Genomic DNA, 17,981 nt, shown 5'->3' with positions numbered 1-17,981 from the left:
AATGCCTGCCAGCGGCCGGCACTACCCCTGCAACAACCGACGCATCGCTCTGGCAGCTGCCAACCTTGGTTGGCACGAAACCCGCGGCGCCGACCAAGGTCGGCATCTACCAACGGCAATTGCCGGCCAGCGGCCGGCGCTACCCCTGCAACAACCGACGTATCGCTCTGGTAGGTGCCAACCTTGGTTGGCACGAAACCCGCAGCGCCGACCAGGGTCGGCATCTACCAACGGCGATTGCCGGCCAGCGGCCGGCACTACCCGATGATGCTCAGCGCTTGTATTTCGGCACGAACACCTTGTTCACCGCATCGGCCAGCTGGTCCGGCGGCAGCAGGCCCTGGTCGAGCAGGAAGTTGTTGAACGCCAGGCGATCAAACTTCGCACCCAGTGCCAGCTCGGTCTGCATGCGCAGTTCCAGGATGCGGGTGTAGCCGTAGAAGTAGCTGCCGGCCTGGCCCGGCATGCGCACCATGTAGCGGTCCAGTTCCTGGGTGGCCATCGCCTTGGACAGGCCGACCTGCTCCATCAGCACTCGCTCGCCGTTGGCACGGTCGGTCAGGCCGAGGTTGAGCATCGGGTCGAGCATCGCGCGTGCGGCGCGCAGCAGGCGGAACTGCAGGGCGATCATCTGCCCGTCCAGCGGCTCGTACGGCACCATCTCGGCCTCGGCATACAGTGCCCAGCCTTCCACGTTCACCGAATTGAACGCGAACATGGTGCGTGCCAGCGACACGCCGCGCTCGACCATGGCGGTGAACTGCAGCTCGTGGCCGGGGCGGCCTTCATGCGCGCTCAGCGTCCACGCCGCCGCACCGAAGTTGAAATCGTCGTACTGTGCGCCTGGGCCCGCCGCCGGGTTTCCCAGCGGCAGCACGAAGGTGCCCTGCTGCCCGGTGTTGTTGACCAGCGGGGCCGGCAGGAAATGCGGGGCCGGGCTTGCGGCGCTCTCGGCGGCCGAACCCAGTCGCATCTGCATGGCACGCTTGGGCACGTCGACGATGGCGTGCTCGCGGATCAGCGGATCGATCGCGTCGATCACCTTGCGGTAGTGGCCTTCCAGATGATCGTCGGCAATCTTGTCGGCCTTCAGCGCGCGGATCACCGCCACCGGGTCGCTCGGGTCGGCCACCTTCAGGCCCTTGTCCTTCGCCACCAGCGGCGCCAGCTGCTGCATCGCCGAGCGGGTTTCCATGAACTCCAGCTGCGCGCGCTGCATCAACAGCTTCGGGTCGATGTCGATGCCGACCTGCTTGAGCTGGTAGGCGTACAGCGGCGCCGGCAGGCGTGCGTCGGCACGTGCCTTCGGCAGCACGGTCGTGCGCGTCCAGCTGGCGTAGTCCTTCATCTGCCCGGCCAGCGCCTTCATTGCTTCATCGGCACCGGCGATCTGGTACTTCTTCAGCAGCGACTCGATGCCGGTGATGTAGGTCTCGACGTTGTCCAGCGACTGCTGCACTTCGATCTTTGTCGGCTGCAGCAGGCTGCTGTCCTTCAAGCGCTCTTCATAGCGCTGGCGCGCCAGCGTTGTGAACGAGGTGCCGCCGGGCTGCAGGCCGGCATAGGCCTTGAGGCGGTCGATCGCCTTGGCCCGGCGCTCGGCCGGCACCTGGTCGGACAGCAGCAGGTTGAGGCCGCTGAACACCGTCTGCGGCGCATCGCTCCACGGCAACAGGTACTTCTCGTTGAGCTCGCTGCCTTCGATGTTCTGGCTGGCGGCATGGATCATGATCTCCAGGTCCTGGCGGACGTTGGGATCCTTTTCGGCGGCCAGCTTTGCCTTCAGTTCGTCGCGGGCCTTGGCCATCGCGGCGCGGTAGCGCTTGCCGTTGTCCGGGCCGAGGTCGGCCACCTTGTCGTCGTAGCCGGGAACGCCGAAGAAGCCGGTTTCCTCCGGCTGGAACGGACCCTGTGCATCAAGCAGGATCTGCGCCAGTGCATTGCTGCGGGCGACCCAGGCAGGGCTGGCGGGAGTCGCGGCCTTGGCAGCCGGCGCAGCCAGGGCCGGCGGTGCGAACAGCAACGGGGCGGCAGTCAGGGCCAGGGCAACAGCGAGCGCAATCGGCTTCATGGGACACTCCAGCAAAGGGTTGCCCGCAACTTACGCGCTCACGGCGATGGCGACAATCGGCTGGAGGTCACGGCGCGGCTGATGGGTAGAGTCGACTGTCAGTCGACTATCGCGCGCAGCGCGGGGTTTTCAGGCGTCTTGTGGAGAGCAGTCGACTCTACATGGCCGCCCTTACCCGGCCGCGCGACCTGCGGTCACAACGCGGCGGTGAGTGGGCATTCGCCACGCTCACGGCAGGCCTGCAGCTCGCACTCCCCCGCAGCCTCGTCGTCATCCAGTGCAGTCAGGTCGAAGGTCTGCTTGTCTTCGGCCAGTACATACATCACCGGGTAATCCCAGACTTCATCGCGACGGCTGCCCTGCACGAACAGCCGGCCGTGCGCATGCGGTCCTTCCAGGGCCACGGTCAGGCCGACGTCGCGCTGGCCGTTCATCGCGGTCTGCATGCTGCCCAGCGGCATCGATTCGATATGCAGCGGCTCGCCAAAGGCTTCCACCAGTTCGATGCTGCAGCCCGCGCGGCGCAACGCTTCGCGCATCGGCGGGCTCTCGCGTGCCGCCTCGCTCCAGCGCAGCACGCTCCAGGTCACCACGCCACCGGCGCCGCCCAGCACCAGCACCACCGTCAACGGCATCGCCCAGCGCCAATGACGGCACCACCAACCGGCGGACGTCTGTCGATGGGCGGGAATCGGTGGTGGCAGGGTCATCGGCGGGCTCCTTCCCGGCTGTGGATCAGGGTTTCAGGCAGCGTCCCAGGAAGGCTTCGGCCACGCGGTAGCGATGCAGCGCATCGGCACCGGACAGGCCGTGCTTGGCACCCGGATAGGTCATCAGTTCGAACGGCTGTGCACGCTTCTGCAACGCGCTCATCAGGCTGGTCGAATTGGTGAACAAGACGTTGTCGTCTGCCATGCCGTGGATCAGCAGCAGCGGCGAGCGCAGGCCGTCGATATGGGTCAGCACGCGCGCTTCGCGGTAGCCCGCTTCGTTGCGCGCCGGCAGGTCCATGTAGCGTTCGGTGTAGTGGCTGTCGTACAGGCCCCAGTCGGTCACCGGCGCACCGGCCACGCCACAGGCGTACTGGTTCGAGGCCTTGGCCAGCAGCATCAGGGTCATGTAGCCGCCGTTGGACCAGCCCTGCACGCCGATGCGCGCCGGGTCCACCCACGGCTGCTGCTTGAGCCAGGTCACGCCACGCAGCTGGTCGGTCACTTCCACCGTGCCCTGCTTGCCATACAGCGCGCCACCGAAGTCACGGCCACGGCGCGGGGTACCGCGGTTGTCCAGCGAGAACACCACATAGCCCTGCTGGGCCAGGTACTGGTTGAACAGGTGATCACCGCGGCCGGGCCAGCTGTCGGTGACGGTCTGGCTGGCCGGGCCGCCATACACGTACACCGCCACCGGGTAGCGCTTGGACGGATCGAAGCCGGCCGGCTTGATCAGGCTGTAGTTGAGCGGGGTCTTGCCGTCGGCCGCGGTCAGCGTGCCGAACTCGATCGGGCGCTGTGCATCGCGGTAACGCGCATACGGATGCTTCGGGTCCGCCAGATCGTTCTCGAGCAGGGTGGCGATCTTCTCGCCATTGGCGCGGAACAGTTCGATCTGCGGCGGCGTGGTGCTGTTGGACCAGCTGTCGACATAGACGCTGGCATTGCGGGCGAAGCTGGCGCTGTGCATGCCCGGTGCCTTCGACAGGCGCTGCGGCTCACCGCCCTGCAGCGACACCGCGTAGATCTGGCTTTCGCGCGAGGTCTCGATGCCGGCGCGGAAGTAGGCCTTGCCAGCCTTCTCATCGACCGCCAGCAGTTCGTCTACCGGCCAGTTGCCGTGGGTCAACGCGGTGGCCTTGCCCTTGCTGTCGATGCGGTACAGATGCTGGAAACCGGTGCGCTCGGACGACCACAGCACGCTGCCGTCGTCGAGGAAACGCAGGCTGTTGTGCAGCGGCACCCAGGTCGGGCTGGTCTCGTGGGCGAGCACGCGCTGGCGATTGGAATCGAGCGCCACTTCCACCAGGTCCAGCTGCTTCTGGTCGCGCGACTGGCGCTGGAAGCTCAGGTGCTGCGCATCGCGCCAATCGACACGAGCCAGATAGATGTCCTGTTCCTTGCCGAGGTCGATCCAGCGCGGCTGCGCATCGGCGGCCGGTGCGATCACGCCCAGCTGCACGCGCACGTTGGCGTCGCCGGCGGCCGGGTAACGCTGCTCGATCACGTCGGTGCGGTCGGCGTAGACCTCGTAGCGCTTCTGCACCGGCACCGGTGCTTCATCGATGCGCGCGAAGGCGATGGCCGAATCATCCGGCGCCCACCAGTAGCCGGTGTGGCGGTCCATTTCCTCGTCGGCGACGAACTCGGCCACGCCGTTGCCGATGGTGGTGCTGCCGTCGCGGGTTAGCTGCAGCTGCTTGCCGCTGGCCAGGTCGATCACCCACAGGTTGCGGCCGCGGATGAAGCTGACGAAACCGCCCTTGGGCGACAGCTTGGCGTCGGTAGCGAAGCCCTCGCCGTGGGTCAGCTGGCGCACTGCGGCCTGGCCCTGCTGCTTGAGGTCGTACAGGTACAGCTCGCCGCCCAACGGGAACAGCAGGCGCTGCGCGTCCGGCGACCACTGGTAATCGACGATACCGGTCATCGCGGCGATGCGCTGGCGCTCGCGGCGGGCCTTTTCCTCATCGCTGAGGGTCTCGGTGCCGGGCAGCACCACCTTGGAATCCACCAGCAGGCGGGTCTGGCCGCTGCCGATGTCATAGGTCCACAGGTCCAGCTGGTTGCGGTCGCTGTCCTTGCCGCGCAGGAAGCTGACCTGCGAACCATCGGGGGCGACCTTCGGCTTCATCAGGGTCGGGCCGGAAAGCGGCAGCGGGCCGGTGATGGCTTCCAGAGTCAGCTTTTCAGCGTGGGCGGCGGTACTGGTGGCGAGCATGAGGGCGAGCGAAGCGAACAGGTGGCGCATGGAGGATCCCGGCAAACGGCAGGTCCGCCACCGCGATGGACGCGGGGCGGTCAGCCTCCATCCTAACCAAGCCGGTGCGGGAAGGCAGCATGACCTTCTGCCCATGAGGCGTGCCGACCAACGGTCGGCACCCACCGTTCCGGGTCAACGCTGGCCGAACAGGTGCTTGCGCTCTTCGTCGCTGAGCGGCTTGCCGGCGTTGGGGTTCACCTGCTGGCGCAGGGCATAGGCGCGCTGGGTGGCCGGGCGTGCAGCAATCGCTTCGTGCCAGCGCTTGAGGTTCGGGAACGCGGCGAAATCCACCGGCAGCTTGTCGTAGGCACCGATCCACGGGTAGCTGGCCATGTCGGCAATGGTGTACGCGTCGCCAGCCAGGAAGGCGTGCTGGGCCAGGCGCTTGTCCATCACCCCGTGCAGGCGGCGCACTTCGTTGTCATAGCGCTCGATCGCATACGGGATCTTCTCCGGCGCATACACGTTGAAGTGGCCCATCTGGCCGCTCATCGGGCCCAGGCCGGCCATCTGCCAGAACAGCCACTCCAGGGTGGTGACGCGGCCGCGCGGGTCGCTGGGCAGGAACTGGCCGGTCTTCTCGGCCAGATACAGCAGGATCGCGCCGGACTCGAACACGCTCTGCGGGGCGCCGCCATCGGCCGGGGCGTGGTCGACAATCGCAGGCATCTTGTTGTTCGGCGAAATGGCGAGGAATTCCGGCTTGAACTGGTCGCCCGAGCCGATGTTGACCGGATGGATGCGGTACTCCAGGCCGGCTTCTTCCAGCAGCAGGGTCACTTTGTGGCCGTTCGGGGTGGGCCAGTAATACAGGTCGATCATGGCGGCGGCTCGGGGTGCGGAAAGGAACCTGAAGTCTAGTGCGAGAGTTGGGTTGGCACCGTCACGACGGGCCGGTAACCTCGCGGCTCCCCCGAAACGCACTGTCCTGCATGAGCCACAGTCCTCGCCCCCTGTCCCCGTTGTCCTCGCTGATCTTCGCCTCGCGCTGGCTGCAGCTGCCGCTGTACCTGGGCCTGATCCTTGCCCAGTGCGTCTACGTGTTTCTGTTCGGCAAGGAACTGTGGCACCTGCTGTCCCACTCGGTCTCGATGGGCGAACAGCAGATCATGCTGATCGTGCTGGGCCTGATCGACGTGGTGATGATCTCCAACCTGCTGGTGATGGTGATCGTCGGTGGCTACGAGACCTTCGTCTCGCGCCTGCGCCTGGAAGGCCACCCGGACCAGCCGGAATGGCTGAGCCACGTCAACGCCAGCGTGCTGAAGGTGAAGCTGGCAATGGCGATCATCGGCATCTCCTCGATCCACCTGCTGAAGACCTTCATCGCCACCAGCGCGCTGAAGGGACTGCCGCTGTGCAAGCCGGAACAATGGGCAGCAGCAGTGTCGTCGGCTTCGACCAGCTTCTACAACGCTGGTGTCGATACCTGCACGACCATGACCCAGGAAGGCGTGCTGTGGCAGACCATCATCCACTGCGTGTTCATCCTGTCGGCGATCGGTATTGCCTGGACCGACAAGCTGATGTCCAACAGCCACAGCAAGTCGCACGACCACTGATGCGGCAACCGGCAGCGGTCCTTCGCCGCTGCCCCATCCCGGCCCCTGCCCCTTGTACGCGGCGGTGGCCGGGATGCTAGATTGCACCCTCGCCGTTGCCGGCGGTGGCGTCGGGAAACGTCATCGTTCCGCGCCCGGACCACAGGTCCCGGCCATGCGTATCAATGATTTACGTCACGTCGTCTTCTAGAGGGGAGCAGGATGTCGCACGTCTCAACGATCACCGCCGCGCGCCGGTGGCTGCCGGTTGCTTTGGCACTGGCGCTGGCCGCCTGCTCGGGAAAGGAAGAATCTGCAGCACCGGCCCCGGCCGCCGCGCCCGCCGCCGCTGCACCGGCCGCACCGGTGGTCGCCGCCAAGGTGCAGTCCATGGGCACCGAACAGCTGCGTGAATCGGCCAGCCAGGCACTGCGCGAGAACCGCATGTACGCGCCGGCCGGCGACAACGCCATCGAGTACTACCTCGCCCTGCGCGACAAGACACCGGACGACGCGTCGGTGAAGAGCGCGCTGACCGACCTGCTGCCCTACACCCTGATCGCCGCCGAGCAGCACCTGGGCCGCGAGGACTACACCGAGGCGCAGCGCCTGGTGGCACTGATCGAGAAGGTGGACGCCTCCGCTCCCGCCCTGCCGCGCCTGAAGGAAGGCCTGGCCAAGGGCGTGGAAAATGCGGCCAAGCGCACCGAGACCGAAGCCGAGAAGGCCAGGAAGGACGCCGAAGACCGGACCAAGCAGCAGGCCGAACAGCAGCGCCTGACCGAGCAGCGCGCCAAGGAAGCCGATGCGGCCAAGCAGATTGCCGCGCAGCAGGATGCCGCACGCCGCGACAACGAGCGCCAGGAGGCGGAGCGCCAGGCCGCGGCCCGTCGCGATGCCGAACAGAAACAGCAGCAGGCCGCCGCCCAACAGGCCAGCGCCGCACGCCAGGCAGCCGCCGCGGCAGCTCCCACCCTCCGCCCGGTCAGCACGCCGGCGCCGCGCTATCCGGCCGAGGCACTGCGTTCGGGAACGTCGGGCGAAGTGCTGGTGGAGATCACCGTCGGCACCGACGGCTCAGTGGTCAGCGCCCGCGTGCTGCGCGCGACGTCGGGACGGACCTTCGACCGCGAAGCCCTGAACGCGGTCAAGCGCTGGCGCTTCGAGCCGGTCAACGCGCCGGTCACCACCCGCCGCACCCTGGTATTCGCACCGGGCGGCTGACCGCAAAAAAGGGGACGGAGGGGATTAAGTCGTTTCTGCCACCTCCATGACGCCAAGGCCCGGTCCGTCCGGGCCTTGTCCGTTTCAGGCAGCGCCATCAATCAGGCGCTGCAACGCCGGATCGCGCGCAGCCAGCACCTGGAACAGGCCTAGCGCATGCAGGCCGGGCAGCAACGCACGCAGGTCGGCTTCGGCAGTGGCGCGGGTGGCATCATCGCTGGTGGGATCCTGCCAGGCACGGACGCTGGCCAGGAAGGCACCGACGCTGCCCTTGCGCACGGTGAGGCCATTTACCTGCACGTCGTTCTGATGGTCGGGAAGAATGTCCTGTGGCTGCATGGGGAAGCGCTCCGTTGAAGTGGGCTCCAGTGTCGGAGCCCGGACGCGACGTTTCTGCCGTATAACTGCCAATCGATATGGCAGATCAGACAACCACCGCATTGATTGACCCGGCGCTGGCCAATGCCGCCGACGGGCCTGCATTGCTGGGGGCGCAGCTGCGCCTGCCGGGTCCGCGCCGCACGGCACGCCATCAGCACGCCCGCGGGCAGCTGCTGGGTGCACATCAGGGCCTGCTGCGGATCGAGGTGGGCGACCTGCACTGGCTGCTGCCGGCGGGTCATGTCGCCTGGATACCACCTTCGCTGCCCCACGCTCTGGCCAGTACCAGCGCGTTCGACGGCTGGAGCCTGTACTTCAGCGCGCAGGCCTGCACCGACCTGCCTGCAGCCCCTCGCATCTTCCAGCCGGGGCCGCTGCTGCAGGCCGCGGTGATTCGGGCGCTGCAGTGGCCGCATGTTCCACTGGATGCCACACAGGCACGACTGGCCGGTGTGATCGCCGATGAGATTGCCGCCAGCAAGCCTCTGCCGCTTGCCCTGCCACAACCGCGTGACCGTCGCCTGCGACGGATCGCTGCCGCACTCGCACGTTCACCGGACGACCTTCGCAGCGTCGAGGACTGGGCGGCCGCGATTGGACTGTCCAGCCGTAGCCTGGCGCGCCACTGGCTGGCCGAGACCCAGATGACGCTGAGCCAGTGGCGGCAACGCCTGCGGGTGTTGCTGGCGCTGCCACGCCTGCTGTCCGGCGAACCGGTGATCAGCGTCGCGCTGTCGATGGGCTACGACACACCCAGTGCCTTCATCGCCGTGTTCAAGCGCGAGATGGGGGTGACGCCTGCGCGGTATGGAAAAGGGGACGGAGGGGATTAAGTCGCTTCTGCCCTCCCCCACATCAACTCGCGGCATCGCCTGATGCCCTTCGCGGTCACGGAGGCGGCAGGCTGATGATTCCTTGAACCCCCTGAACTGCCATGCCTCGACAAGCACGCCTGATGTTGGCCGAACAGCCGTATCACGTAACCCAGCGCGGTGTGAACAAGGGGGCGATCTTCGTTGACGATATCGACCGCCAGCTGTTTCTGCACCTTTTGCACAGCGCCTTCCTGAAGCATCAGGTCGCGCTGCATGCCTATGTATTGATGGGCAATCACGTCCATCTATTGGCCACACCCTCCACTCAGGCCGGCTTGGCCAACGCGATGCGGATGCAGGGCAACAACTACGTCCAGGCGTTCAATCAGCGGCATGAGCGCAGCGGACCACTCTGGCAGGGCCGCTTCCATTCTTCGATGGTGGACAGCGACGCCTATCTGCTCAGCGTTTATCGCTACATCGAACTCAATCCGGTTCGTGCAGGCATGACAGGCGCCCCGGAAGATCACCCATGGTCGAGCGTGCATGGAAACCTGCAGCGCCGCGATGATCCGATGCTGACAGAACACCCCGCCTTTCAGGCACTGGCCTCGACCAAGCGACAGCGGACGACGCTCTATGCGCAGTTCCTGCGGGACGTGAACGCGTCCGCCGACCTGCCGGCAATACGCGCGCACAGTGCCGGGCAGCATCCGTTGGGAAATGCAGCTTACCTGCGGATGGTGGAACAGACACTGGGCCGCCCCGTGGTGCTGCGCAAGCGGGGGCGCCCTCAGAAGAAGGGGGCGGAGGGTTAAAAACGACTTAATCCCCTCCGTCCCCTTTTTGCAGTCAGCCCGAGATCGCCAGGCGCTCGTTGTGGTAACGGCGCACGGCGGCGAACCACAGCAGTGCGGCCAGGCCGAGGCTGGCACCGAGATAGATGGCCCAGACCGACGGCGTGATGGTCTCGTGGCGGATCACCTTCAACAGCATCTGGTTCTGCGACAGGAACGGCACGGCGTACTGCCACAGCTCGCTCTTCAGCGGATAGGCCACCAGCGCGTAGCCGGGCATCATCGGCAACAGCATCAGCCAGGTCATGTGGCTCTGCGCTTCCTTCATGCTCTTGGCCGCGGCCGACAGGAAGGTCAGCAGCGAGGTGCCGATCATCAGCATCGGCAACATCACCAGCAGCATCTGCAGCATCGAACCGACGTTCATGTTGAACTGGCGGCCGATGTTGCCGGGCGCGATCTGTGCGCTCACCTTGAATGCGACCAGGGTCAGCAGCAGTGACACAAAGCCGACCACACAGGCAGCCGCGATCTTGCCGCTGACGATCGCGCTGCGCGAGCCGGGCGTGGCCAGCAACGGTTCCAGTGACTGCCGCTCGCGCTCGCCGGCGGTGGCATCCATCACCAGATAGGCGCCGCCGATGAACGAGGTCAGCGTGAGCAGCACCGGCAGCAGCATCGACAGGATCATGCCGCGCTTGGCCTCGGCACTGGCCAGGTCCTGGCGCGCCACATCCAGCGGCCGCGCCACCTGTGCGTCGATGCCGCGCGCCATCAATCGCAGTGCCCCCACCTGGCCGTTGTAGGTGGCCAGTGCCGCCTCCAGACGTGCGCTGGGCACTTCGGCGGCACGACGGGTACTGTCCTTGATCACCTCCACCAGCGCCGGCTTGCCATCGGCCCAGTCCTTGCCGAAGTCATCGCTGATGCGCAGCGCCACATCGATCTCCTGGCTGCGGATGGCCTCGGCCAGGTCCTTCGGTGCCGGTGCGGCGTTCAGCCCCTGCGCGGCGAGGAAACGCACCAGATTGGGGGCGTTGTCCGCACCGATGGTCGGAATCTGCAGCGGTTGTTCAATCTGGGTGCGTACCCGGCTCTCGGCCAGCTTGCCCATGCCCAGCAGCAGCACCGGGTACAGCAGCGGCCCGAACAGCAGGGTCAGCAGCAGCGTGCGGCGATCACGGGAAAGGTCGCGCAGTTCCTTGCGCATCACCGTCATCAGGGTCGACATCATGCTCATGCGTGCAGGCCCTCTTCGCTGCCGATCAGTTTCACGAACGCGTCTTCCAGGTTGGATTCGCCGGCTTGCGCACGCAGTTCATCGGCGCTGCCGGCAGCCATCACCGTGCCCTTGGCGATGATCACGATGTGATCGCACAGCGCGGCCACCTCCTGCATGATGTGGCTGGACAGGATCACGCAGCGGCCCTCTTCGCGCAGGCCCAGCAGGAAGCGGCGCAGTGCGCGCGTGGTCATCACGTCCAGGCCGTTGGTCGGCTCATCCAGAATGACGTTGCGCGGGTCGTGCACCAGCGCGCGGGCGATCGCGGTCTTGGTGCGCTGGCCCTGCGAGAAGCCATCGGTCTGGCGGTCGAGGATGTCACCCATGTCCAGGGCATGCGACAGCACTTCGATGCGTTCGCGGATGCGCTCGGCCGACAGGCCATGCAGCTCGCCGAAGTAGGCGATGTTCTCGCGCGCGGTCAGGCGCTTGTAGACGCCACGCGCATCGGGCAGCACGCCAAGGTGGCGGCGTACTTCCACCGGATTGCGTGCGGCATCGACACCATCGACGTTGATGCTGCCCTGGTCCGGGGTCATCAGCGTGTACAGCATGCGCATGGTAGTGGTCTTGCCGGCACCATTGGGGCCCAGCAGGCCGGTGATGCGGCCGTCCTCGGCGCGGAAGCCGACGTTGGAGACCGCCTGGATGCGGCCGGTGCGGGTGTCGAAAGCCTTGTGCAGGTTGTCGGCGACGATCATGGTTCCCATCCGTTGAACGAGGTGAACGCCGGCACGTAGCTCAGCGTGTCCAGGCAGCCGGCATCCAGCGCCTTGGCATCGGTCTTGTCGATGAACTGGCCGAGCAGGCGCGGCATGCAGCCGGCACTCAGCGTGCCGTGGCCCTGGCCGCGGGCGACCAGCGCGCGGCCATTGGGCAGGCCCTTGAGGACCTGTTCGGCATAGCGTGGTGGCGTCACCGGGTCGAGTTCACCGGACAGCAGCAGCGCCGGTACGTCGCTGCGCAGCGGCACGGCATTGGACGCTGACGCCGGCTGGTGCGGCCATACCGGGCAGGCCGCGAAGAAGGCACTGGCCACGTCGTTGCCGAACAGTCGCTCCGGGTCCTCGACCGGCGCCTTGTAACGCGGCGCATCCTCGCTGCAGATCACCGACCACTGCATGCCTCGGTTGATCTGGAAATCCATGCTGCGGTTCGCACCGCGTGCCAGCGACGCCAGCGGTGCATAGCGGCCATGCGCGGCTTCATCGAGCACCAGCGGCAGCAGCGAGGAATACTGCGGCACATAGGAGAAGGCGAACGCCAGGCCGATCACGCTGTCCGGACTCAGCACATCCTGTCGGGTCTGGTTGGTGCCGGGGTCGCGATACTCCACCGAGACCGGCGCACGGCGCAGGGTCTCGACCACGCTGCGCAGCTGCGCGCGGGTGTCGGTCGGGAAGCGTTTGCTGCAGGCGGCATCCTTGCGGCACTGCGCCGACTGCAGGGCGATCGCATCCTCGAACGTCGTGGCGAAGTCGCCGCCCACCACCAGTTCATTGGGCACTACGCCATCGATGACGATGCTGCGGGTGTGCTGCGGATAGGCACCGGCATAGCGCTGGGCCACGCGGGTACCGTATGAGCCGCCGACCAGGTTGATCCGGTCCACGCCCAAGGCCTGGCGTACCGCATCCAGGTCGGCGATGGCTTCGGTGGTCGTGTAGAAGCGGGCATCGGCACGCCCCTGCAGCGAGGCCGCGCAGCGCTGCGCGTAGTCGCGCAGCGACGCCTCGGTGGGAGCGGCGTCCTCGTCCATCTGCAGGTCCTTGCCGTCCGCGCCGAGGCAGCTGAGCGGGTTGGAGCCACCGGTACCCCGCTGGTCGACAAGGAAGATGTCGCGCTGCTTGCGCACCTGGCGCAGCGCGGTATCGACGATGACCGCCACTTCGCTGGCCGCCTGGCCGGGGCCACCGGCCAGGAAGAACACCGGGTCGGGCTGGCTGGAGCCGCTGCTGCCCGATTCCAGCCAGGCGATGCGCAGGCCAATGCGTCGGCCATCGGGCTGGGCCCGGACTTCCGGCACCTGCAGGGTGGCGCACTGCGCTTCCACGTTGGCGCTGGCGCCTTCGGTGGACAACGTGCAGGGCTGGAAGTCGATCGTGCCGAAACGGCGGCTGGGTGCATCGCTGGCGCTTTCGGCGCCGGGTGATGGTGACTGGCTGCAACCGGCAAGCATCAGGCTGGCCAACGCTGCGGCCAACGCGAGGTGGTGTCTTTGCATCGTGCTCGTTTCCCCTGGAGGACGTTCCTGGCAACCACGACGGGCTGCCGCGGAAGATGTGACTCAACTTACACGGGCACGGCGTCGTCGGCGATGGGCAGACGCGAAATCTCCGCCGGCGTGGCGCAGGCCAGGCGGTCGCGGCCTGCGGCCTTGGCCCGGTACAGCGCCGCATCCGCCGCTGCCAGCAGCGTGGACAGGTCGCCATGGCCGTCGTCCATGGCCAGGCCGATGCTGGCGGTGACCGTCACCGGCCCGGTGCCCAGCCGCGCCGGCTTCTGCTGCAGAGCGGTACGGATCGCGGCGGCCCACGCCATCGCTTCACCCTGTGTGCTGCCGGCCAGCACCAGCACGAACTCCTCGCCACCGTAGCGGCCCAGCAGCGTGTCGTGGCCCTGCAAACCATGCTGCAGCAGCGCAGCGAAGTGACGCAGTACCTGGTCACCGGCCAGGTGGCCCCAGCGGTCGTTGATCTGCTTGAAGTGATCGACGTCGACCAGCAGCAGGGCCAGTGGCCGGCCCTGCCGACGCAGCCGCTGCAACTGCGCCTGGCCATCGGCCAGCACCGCGCTGCGGTTGAGCAGCCCGGTCAGGCCATCGGTGCGTGCCGCACGCCGCAGATCGACCAGCATGCGCTCGACCAGCAGCAGCACCATCGCGAAACATCGCGCCAGCTCCAGCATCACCCCGGCAATGTAGGTGACGAACATCGGCGTGCCGGTGCGCATGATGTCCTCACCGGCATCGGGCGCCACCGGCAGGAACAGGCGCACCGCGTACAGTGCCGCCTCGGCCAGGAACACCGCCGCCGCCAGACGGCAGCTGGTGCGCTGCTGTACGGGGGCATGCCGCAGCAGCAGCCAGGCGATCCAGCCATCGACCAGCAGCGTGAACACACTGAACACCTGCAGGCGCACGCCCAGGTCCGGCCAGAGCACCAGGAAGGCGAAGATGCAGGCCATGAACGCGGCTGCCATCAACAACGGCCGCCACAGCGGCAGCGGCTGTTCCAGATGCAGCGCCACGCCGCGCAGCATCAGCACCGCGCAACCGGCCATCGCCGCATTCCCGGCCAGTATGGCCAGCGCCAACGGCAGGTAGGGGCGCAGCGCCAGCAGGGTCACGCCCAGGGTCAGCAGCCACAGGCTGGCGGTCCACAGGCGCAGCACCGGTTGCCCGCGCAGCACCACCAGCAGCAATGAGAACCCCACGGCGATGCCGATGCAGAGCAGGAAGCCAAGCACGGTGATGGTGGGGAAATCCAGGGACATGCGGCGCTCATCGGCCGGGGCGGCGCGCGCATCTTAGCGCCTTGCGGTGCGATCCCCGTGGCACTGCCTGGCCCGATGGCGATGCCGGGTCTTAAAACGGCGAGCATGACGGCCGGTGCGTGCGCAGAATCCGGGAAAACCAAGGAGACGCCCATGCATGCGTGGTACCTCGGTGGCCTCGACCACCGCCCCTTCCAGCACCTGTTCGAGAAGAGTGACACCGCGCTGGCTGCGCTCGGCATCCAGCGTCGCTGGGCCGGCGAAACAGGAGGACACCCCTGCCGGATCGGCCTGAGCGATCCGCCCAGCGGCAGCGAGCTGCTGCTGTTGTCCCATGTGCACCTGCCGCTGCACTCGCCCTATCACGCCTCGGGCCCGATCTTCGTGCAGCGTGGCGTAACGCGCTGCGTGCTGCCGCCGGGTGAGGTACCCGCCTATGTACAGCGCCGTACGATCTCGTTGCGCGCCTATGACCAGGCTGCATTGATGCTGGCCGCAGAGATCAGCGCGGGCACTGATGTTGCCGCCCGGCTGGACGCGCTGTTTGCCGACCCTGCCGTGGCCTTCGTGCAGCTGCACAACGCGGCCCACGGCTGCTTCTCGTGCCAGGCCGATCGGATCGACTGCGAGATTGCCCAGCACGATCTCCACGACGTGATCGATGCCACGCCGAAGACGTGATCGCCAACGCATCCGTTCAGCCCCGCGTGAAGCCGGCGGGAAGGGCTTCACACCCCCAGTCACGGATCGGCGCTTCGGTGGTTCCGCCCCCTGCATCGCGACTCGATACTCGCCGTGGTGCCGCCGAAAGTCCGCCGTGCAGCGCAGCTCCTGCGGTCACCGTTCTCTTTCGACGACCACAAGGAAGCGCCATGTCATTCCGATCCACACCGCTGTTGCTGGCCACCTCGTTCGCCGCTGCGGGCCTGTGCCTGGCCGGCAACGCGTTCGCCCACGGCACCATGACCACGCCGGTCAGCCGCGTCTATGCCTGCTTCCAGGGCAATCCGGAGAACCCGACCAACCCGGCCTGCGCCGCCGCGAAAGCGGTGGGCGGTTCGCAGGCGTTCTACGACTGGAATGGCATCAACCAGGCCAGCGCCAACGGCAACCACCAGGCCGTGGTGCCCGATGGCAAGCTGTGCAGCGGCAACAACCCGACCTTCCGCGGGCTGGATGTTAACCGCAGCGACTGGCAGACCACACCGATCCAGCCAGACGCCAGCGGCAAGTTCACCTTCGTGTTCAAGGCGACCGCGCCGCACGCCACGCGTGACTGGCGCTTCTTCGTCACCCGCGACGGCTGGCAACCGGGCAGCCCGCTGCGCTGGGCCGATCTGCAGGAGTTCTGCACGCTGGGCAACACGCCGCTGTCGGCCGATGGCACCTACAAGCTGCAGTGCACGCTGCCACAGCGCAGCGGCCAGCATGTGATCTACAACACCTGGCAGCGCTCGGATTCGACCGAAGCGTTCTACACCTGCATGGACGTGCGCTTTGAAGGAGGCGGTGGCAGCACCCCGCCCGCAGCGCAGTGGCAGGATGCCGGCCCGGTCACCGCGCGCGGCGAGCTGCCGGTCGGCACCACCCTGGCGTTGCGCGTGTTCAACGCCAACGGCAATGATGTCGAACGCGTGGAAGCGACCCTGGCCAGTGGCCAGACTGCGGCCGCGCAGTGGCCGTTGGCGCTGGCCCGCAAGGTCAATACCAGCGCCCAGCACGCACGCGTGGGCGTGCTCAGCAATGGCGTGATCACACCGACGGCCTCGGCCACCGCCAACCGCGTGTACCTGAAGGATGGCAACCGCTTCCAGCTCGATACCCAGGTGCCCGACCCCGGCACGCCATCACCGGGCGGTGATTTTGACCACGTGTATCCCGCCGGTATCGGCAGCTACGTGCCGGGCCAGACCGTGGTGAAGGGCGGCGACGGCAAGCTTTATGCCTGCCGCCCGTTCCCGGAAGGTGCATGGTGCAACGTCAACGCCGAAGCCTACCGGCCGGGCGTGGGTGCAGCATGGCGCGATGCGTGGATCGCGTACTGAGGCAGTGATGCGGGAGGCGGTGCACAGTGCACCGCCTTTCGCCCGGATGGCGGCACAGTGAGCACCGTGTTGCAGATCGAACACAGCCGCCATCGATTTCAAACTTGTCCGATGTTGCCGACGGCCCTGCATGTGAAGACTGCGCGAGGTTTCCCACACTTCGCAAAGGAGTTCCTGCATGCATCTGTCCCACCGGGCAGTCCTCGCTCTGTCCATCGTTGCCGGCCTGGCCCTGTCCGGCAGCGCCCTCGCCCACGGCACCATGTCCAAGCCGCTCAGCCGCGTGAAGCAGTGCCACGAAGGCAATCCGGAAAACCCGACCAACCCAGCCTGTGCCGCGGCCAAGGCCATCGGCGGCGCGCAGCCGTTCTATGACTGGAGCGCGATCGCCCACGGCAACGCCAATGGCAACCACCGTGACCTGGTGCGCGATGGCGAGCTGTGCAGCGCCAGCATCCCCAAGTACCGCGGCCTCGATCTGAATCGCAGCGACTGGCCGACCACGCCGGTGCGCGCCGATTCGCGTGGCCGCTACACCTTCGAATTCCTGGCGCCGGCGCCGCACGCCACCCGCGAGTGGAAGTTCTACGTCACCCGTGACGGTTGGCAGCCGGGCAGCCCGCTGCGCTGGGCCGACCTGCAGGAATTCTGCACCCTGGGCAACGTGCCGCTGTCCGAAGGCGGTGTCTACAAGCTGGACTGCCCGCTGCCCAAGCGCACTGGCCAGCACATCATCTACAACACCTGGCAGCGCTCGGATTCGCAGGAAGCCTTCTACACCTGCATGGACGTGCGCTTCGAAGGTGGCGGTGGCGTGGTTCCGCCGCCGCAGTGGCAGGATGCCGGCGCGGTGACCGCCAATGGCGCACTGGACGTGGACAGCACCGTGACCCTGCGTGTGTTCAATGCCAACGGCAACGACCTGGAGCGCGTGGAAACCAAACTGGCCGCTGGCCAGACCAGCCCGACGCAGTGGCCGCTGGCCCTGGCCCGCAAGGTCAACGCCAGCGCACAGCACGCGCGCGTGGGCGTGATGAAGAACGGCGTGATCACGCCGGTCGCCTCGGCCACCGACAACCGCGTGTACCTGAAGCCGGGCAACCGCTTCCAACTGGAAACCCAGGTGCCGGGGCCGGGCCCGATCGATCCGGTCGATCCGCCGGGCGGCGACTTCGACTTCGTGTATCCGGCCGGCCTCGGCAGCTACAAGCCGGGCGAGACAGTGGTGAAGGGCACTGACGGCAAGCTGTATGCCTGCCGCCCGTTCCCGGAAGGCGCCTGGTGCAACATCAATGCCGATGCCTATCGTCCGGGCACCGGCTATGCGTGGCGCGACGCCTGGATCGCGTACTGAGGC

Annotated in this window: 16 protein-coding genes; 7 read left to right on the top strand and 9 right to left on the bottom strand. The window is 67.0% G+C overall.

Annotated elements, in window-relative coordinates; genetic code table 11:
• Positions 1 to 271: 271 nt before the first annotated feature.
• The 4 genes from N7573_RS20865 to N7573_RS20850 form a co-directional block, all read right to left on the bottom strand.
• A complete protein-coding gene (locus tag N7573_RS20865) occupies positions 272 to 2,071 on the bottom strand; it encodes a DUF885 domain-containing protein (protein WP_279913900.1) in 1,800 nt (599 codons plus the stop codon).
• 194 nt (positions 2,072 to 2,265) lie between these two features.
• Entirely contained in the window at positions 2,266 to 2,781 is a 516-nt protein-coding gene (locus N7573_RS20860; RefSeq protein ID WP_032129126.1) for a cytochrome c oxidase assembly factor Coa1 family protein, read from the bottom strand.
• A gap of 25 nt (positions 2,782 to 2,806) precedes the next feature.
• Positions 2,807 to 5,032: a S9 family peptidase gene (locus tag N7573_RS20855; protein WP_279913901.1), complete on the bottom strand. Its 2,226-nt coding sequence runs from the start codon at positions 5,030 to 5,032 to the stop codon at positions 2,807 to 2,809.
• Between the two features lie 144 nt (positions 5,033 to 5,176).
• Positions 5,177 to 5,866, bottom strand: a complete 690-nt coding sequence (locus N7573_RS20850; protein WP_032129128.1) for a glutathione binding-like protein — start codon at positions 5,864 to 5,866, stop codon at positions 5,177 to 5,179.
• A 110-nt stretch (positions 5,867 to 5,976) separates the two neighbouring features.
• Between N7573_RS20850 and N7573_RS20845 the strand changes: the two genes are divergently transcribed.
• Both N7573_RS20845 and N7573_RS20840 read left to right on the top strand, forming a co-directional pair.
• Positions 5,977 to 6,606 carry a TIGR00645 family protein gene (locus N7573_RS20845; RefSeq protein WP_032129129.1) on the top strand — a complete coding sequence of 210 codons (630 nt, stop codon included), beginning with the start codon at positions 5,977 to 5,979 and terminating at the stop codon, positions 6,604 to 6,606.
• Positions 6,607 to 6,807: 201 nt separating this feature from the next.
• Positions 6,808 to 7,809: an energy transducer TonB gene (locus tag N7573_RS20840; RefSeq protein WP_132810991.1), complete on the top strand. Its 1,002-nt coding sequence runs from the start codon at positions 6,808 to 6,810 to the stop codon at positions 7,807 to 7,809.
• Between the two features lie 84 nt (positions 7,810 to 7,893).
• Here the strand turns inward: N7573_RS20840 and N7573_RS20835 are convergent, their stop codons facing one another.
• A complete protein-coding gene (locus N7573_RS20835) occupies positions 7,894 to 8,148 on the bottom strand; it encodes a hypothetical protein (protein WP_279913400.1) in 255 nt (84 codons plus the stop codon).
• Between the two features lie 77 nt (positions 8,149 to 8,225).
• Between N7573_RS20835 and N7573_RS20830 the strand changes: the two genes are divergently transcribed.
• Both N7573_RS20830 and N7573_RS20825 read left to right on the top strand, forming a co-directional pair.
• Positions 8,226 to 9,023 (top strand): helix-turn-helix transcriptional regulator, encoded by a 798-nt coding sequence (locus N7573_RS20830; RefSeq protein WP_279913401.1) that lies wholly within the window; start codon positions 8,226 to 8,228, stop codon positions 9,021 to 9,023.
• 101 nt (positions 9,024 to 9,124) lie between these two features.
• Complete coding sequence (locus tag N7573_RS20825) at positions 9,125 to 9,823, top strand: transposase (protein WP_071228553.1); 699 nt, start codon at positions 9,125 to 9,127, stop codon at positions 9,821 to 9,823.
• 34 nt (positions 9,824 to 9,857) lie between these two features.
• Here the strand turns inward: N7573_RS20825 and N7573_RS20820 are convergent, their stop codons facing one another.
• The 4 genes from N7573_RS20820 to N7573_RS20805 all read right to left on the bottom strand — a co-directional run bounded on the left by N7573_RS20820 (position 9,858) and on the right by N7573_RS20805 (position 14,579).
• Entirely contained in the window at positions 9,858 to 11,042 is a 1,185-nt protein-coding gene (locus tag N7573_RS20820; RefSeq protein ID WP_279913402.1) for an ABC transporter permease, read from the bottom strand.
• The gene (locus N7573_RS20815) at positions 11,039 to 11,785 is read right to left on the bottom strand and encodes an ATP-binding cassette domain-containing protein (RefSeq protein ID WP_279913403.1); all 747 of its coding nucleotides are present in this window, start codon (positions 11,783 to 11,785) and stop codon (positions 11,039 to 11,041) included. Before N7573_RS20815 ends, N7573_RS20820 begins: the two co-directional genes overlap by 4 nt.
• Complete coding sequence (locus N7573_RS20810) at positions 11,782 to 13,308, bottom strand: alpha/beta hydrolase (RefSeq protein ID WP_279913405.1); 1,527 nt, start codon at positions 13,306 to 13,308, stop codon at positions 11,782 to 11,784. Before N7573_RS20810 ends, N7573_RS20815 begins: the two co-directional genes overlap by 4 nt.
• A gap of 68 nt (positions 13,309 to 13,376) precedes the next feature.
• Complete coding sequence (locus N7573_RS20805; RefSeq protein WP_197615697.1) at positions 13,377 to 14,579, bottom strand: GGDEF domain-containing protein; 1,203 nt, start codon at positions 14,577 to 14,579, stop codon at positions 13,377 to 13,379.
• A 153-nt stretch (positions 14,580 to 14,732) separates the two neighbouring features.
• Between N7573_RS20805 and N7573_RS20800 the strand changes: the two genes are divergently transcribed.
• From N7573_RS20800 to N7573_RS20790, 3 genes are all read left to right on the top strand, one after another.
• A complete protein-coding gene (locus tag N7573_RS20800) occupies positions 14,733 to 15,260 on the top strand; it encodes a DUF1203 domain-containing protein (RefSeq protein WP_049400886.1) in 528 nt (175 codons plus the stop codon).
• Positions 15,261 to 15,451: 191 nt separating this feature from the next.
• Positions 15,452 to 16,624 (top strand): lytic polysaccharide monooxygenase, encoded by a 1,173-nt coding sequence (locus N7573_RS20795; protein ID WP_279913407.1) that lies wholly within the window; start codon positions 15,452 to 15,454, stop codon positions 16,622 to 16,624.
• 178 nt (positions 16,625 to 16,802) lie between these two features.
• Positions 16,803 to 17,978 carry a lytic polysaccharide monooxygenase gene (locus tag N7573_RS20790; protein ID WP_164080913.1) on the top strand — a complete coding sequence of 392 codons (1,176 nt, stop codon included), beginning with the start codon at positions 16,803 to 16,805 and terminating at the stop codon, positions 17,976 to 17,978.
• Positions 17,979 to 17,981: the final 3 nt, after the last annotated feature.

This window comes from Stenotrophomonas sp. GD04054, from assembly GCF_029836955.1.
GTDB lineage: Bacteria > Pseudomonadota > Gammaproteobacteria > Xanthomonadales > Xanthomonadaceae > Stenotrophomonas > Stenotrophomonas maltophilia_A.
Note: the sequence above shows the minus strand (reverse complement) of the source record. Positions and strands in the feature narration are given on the sequence as shown.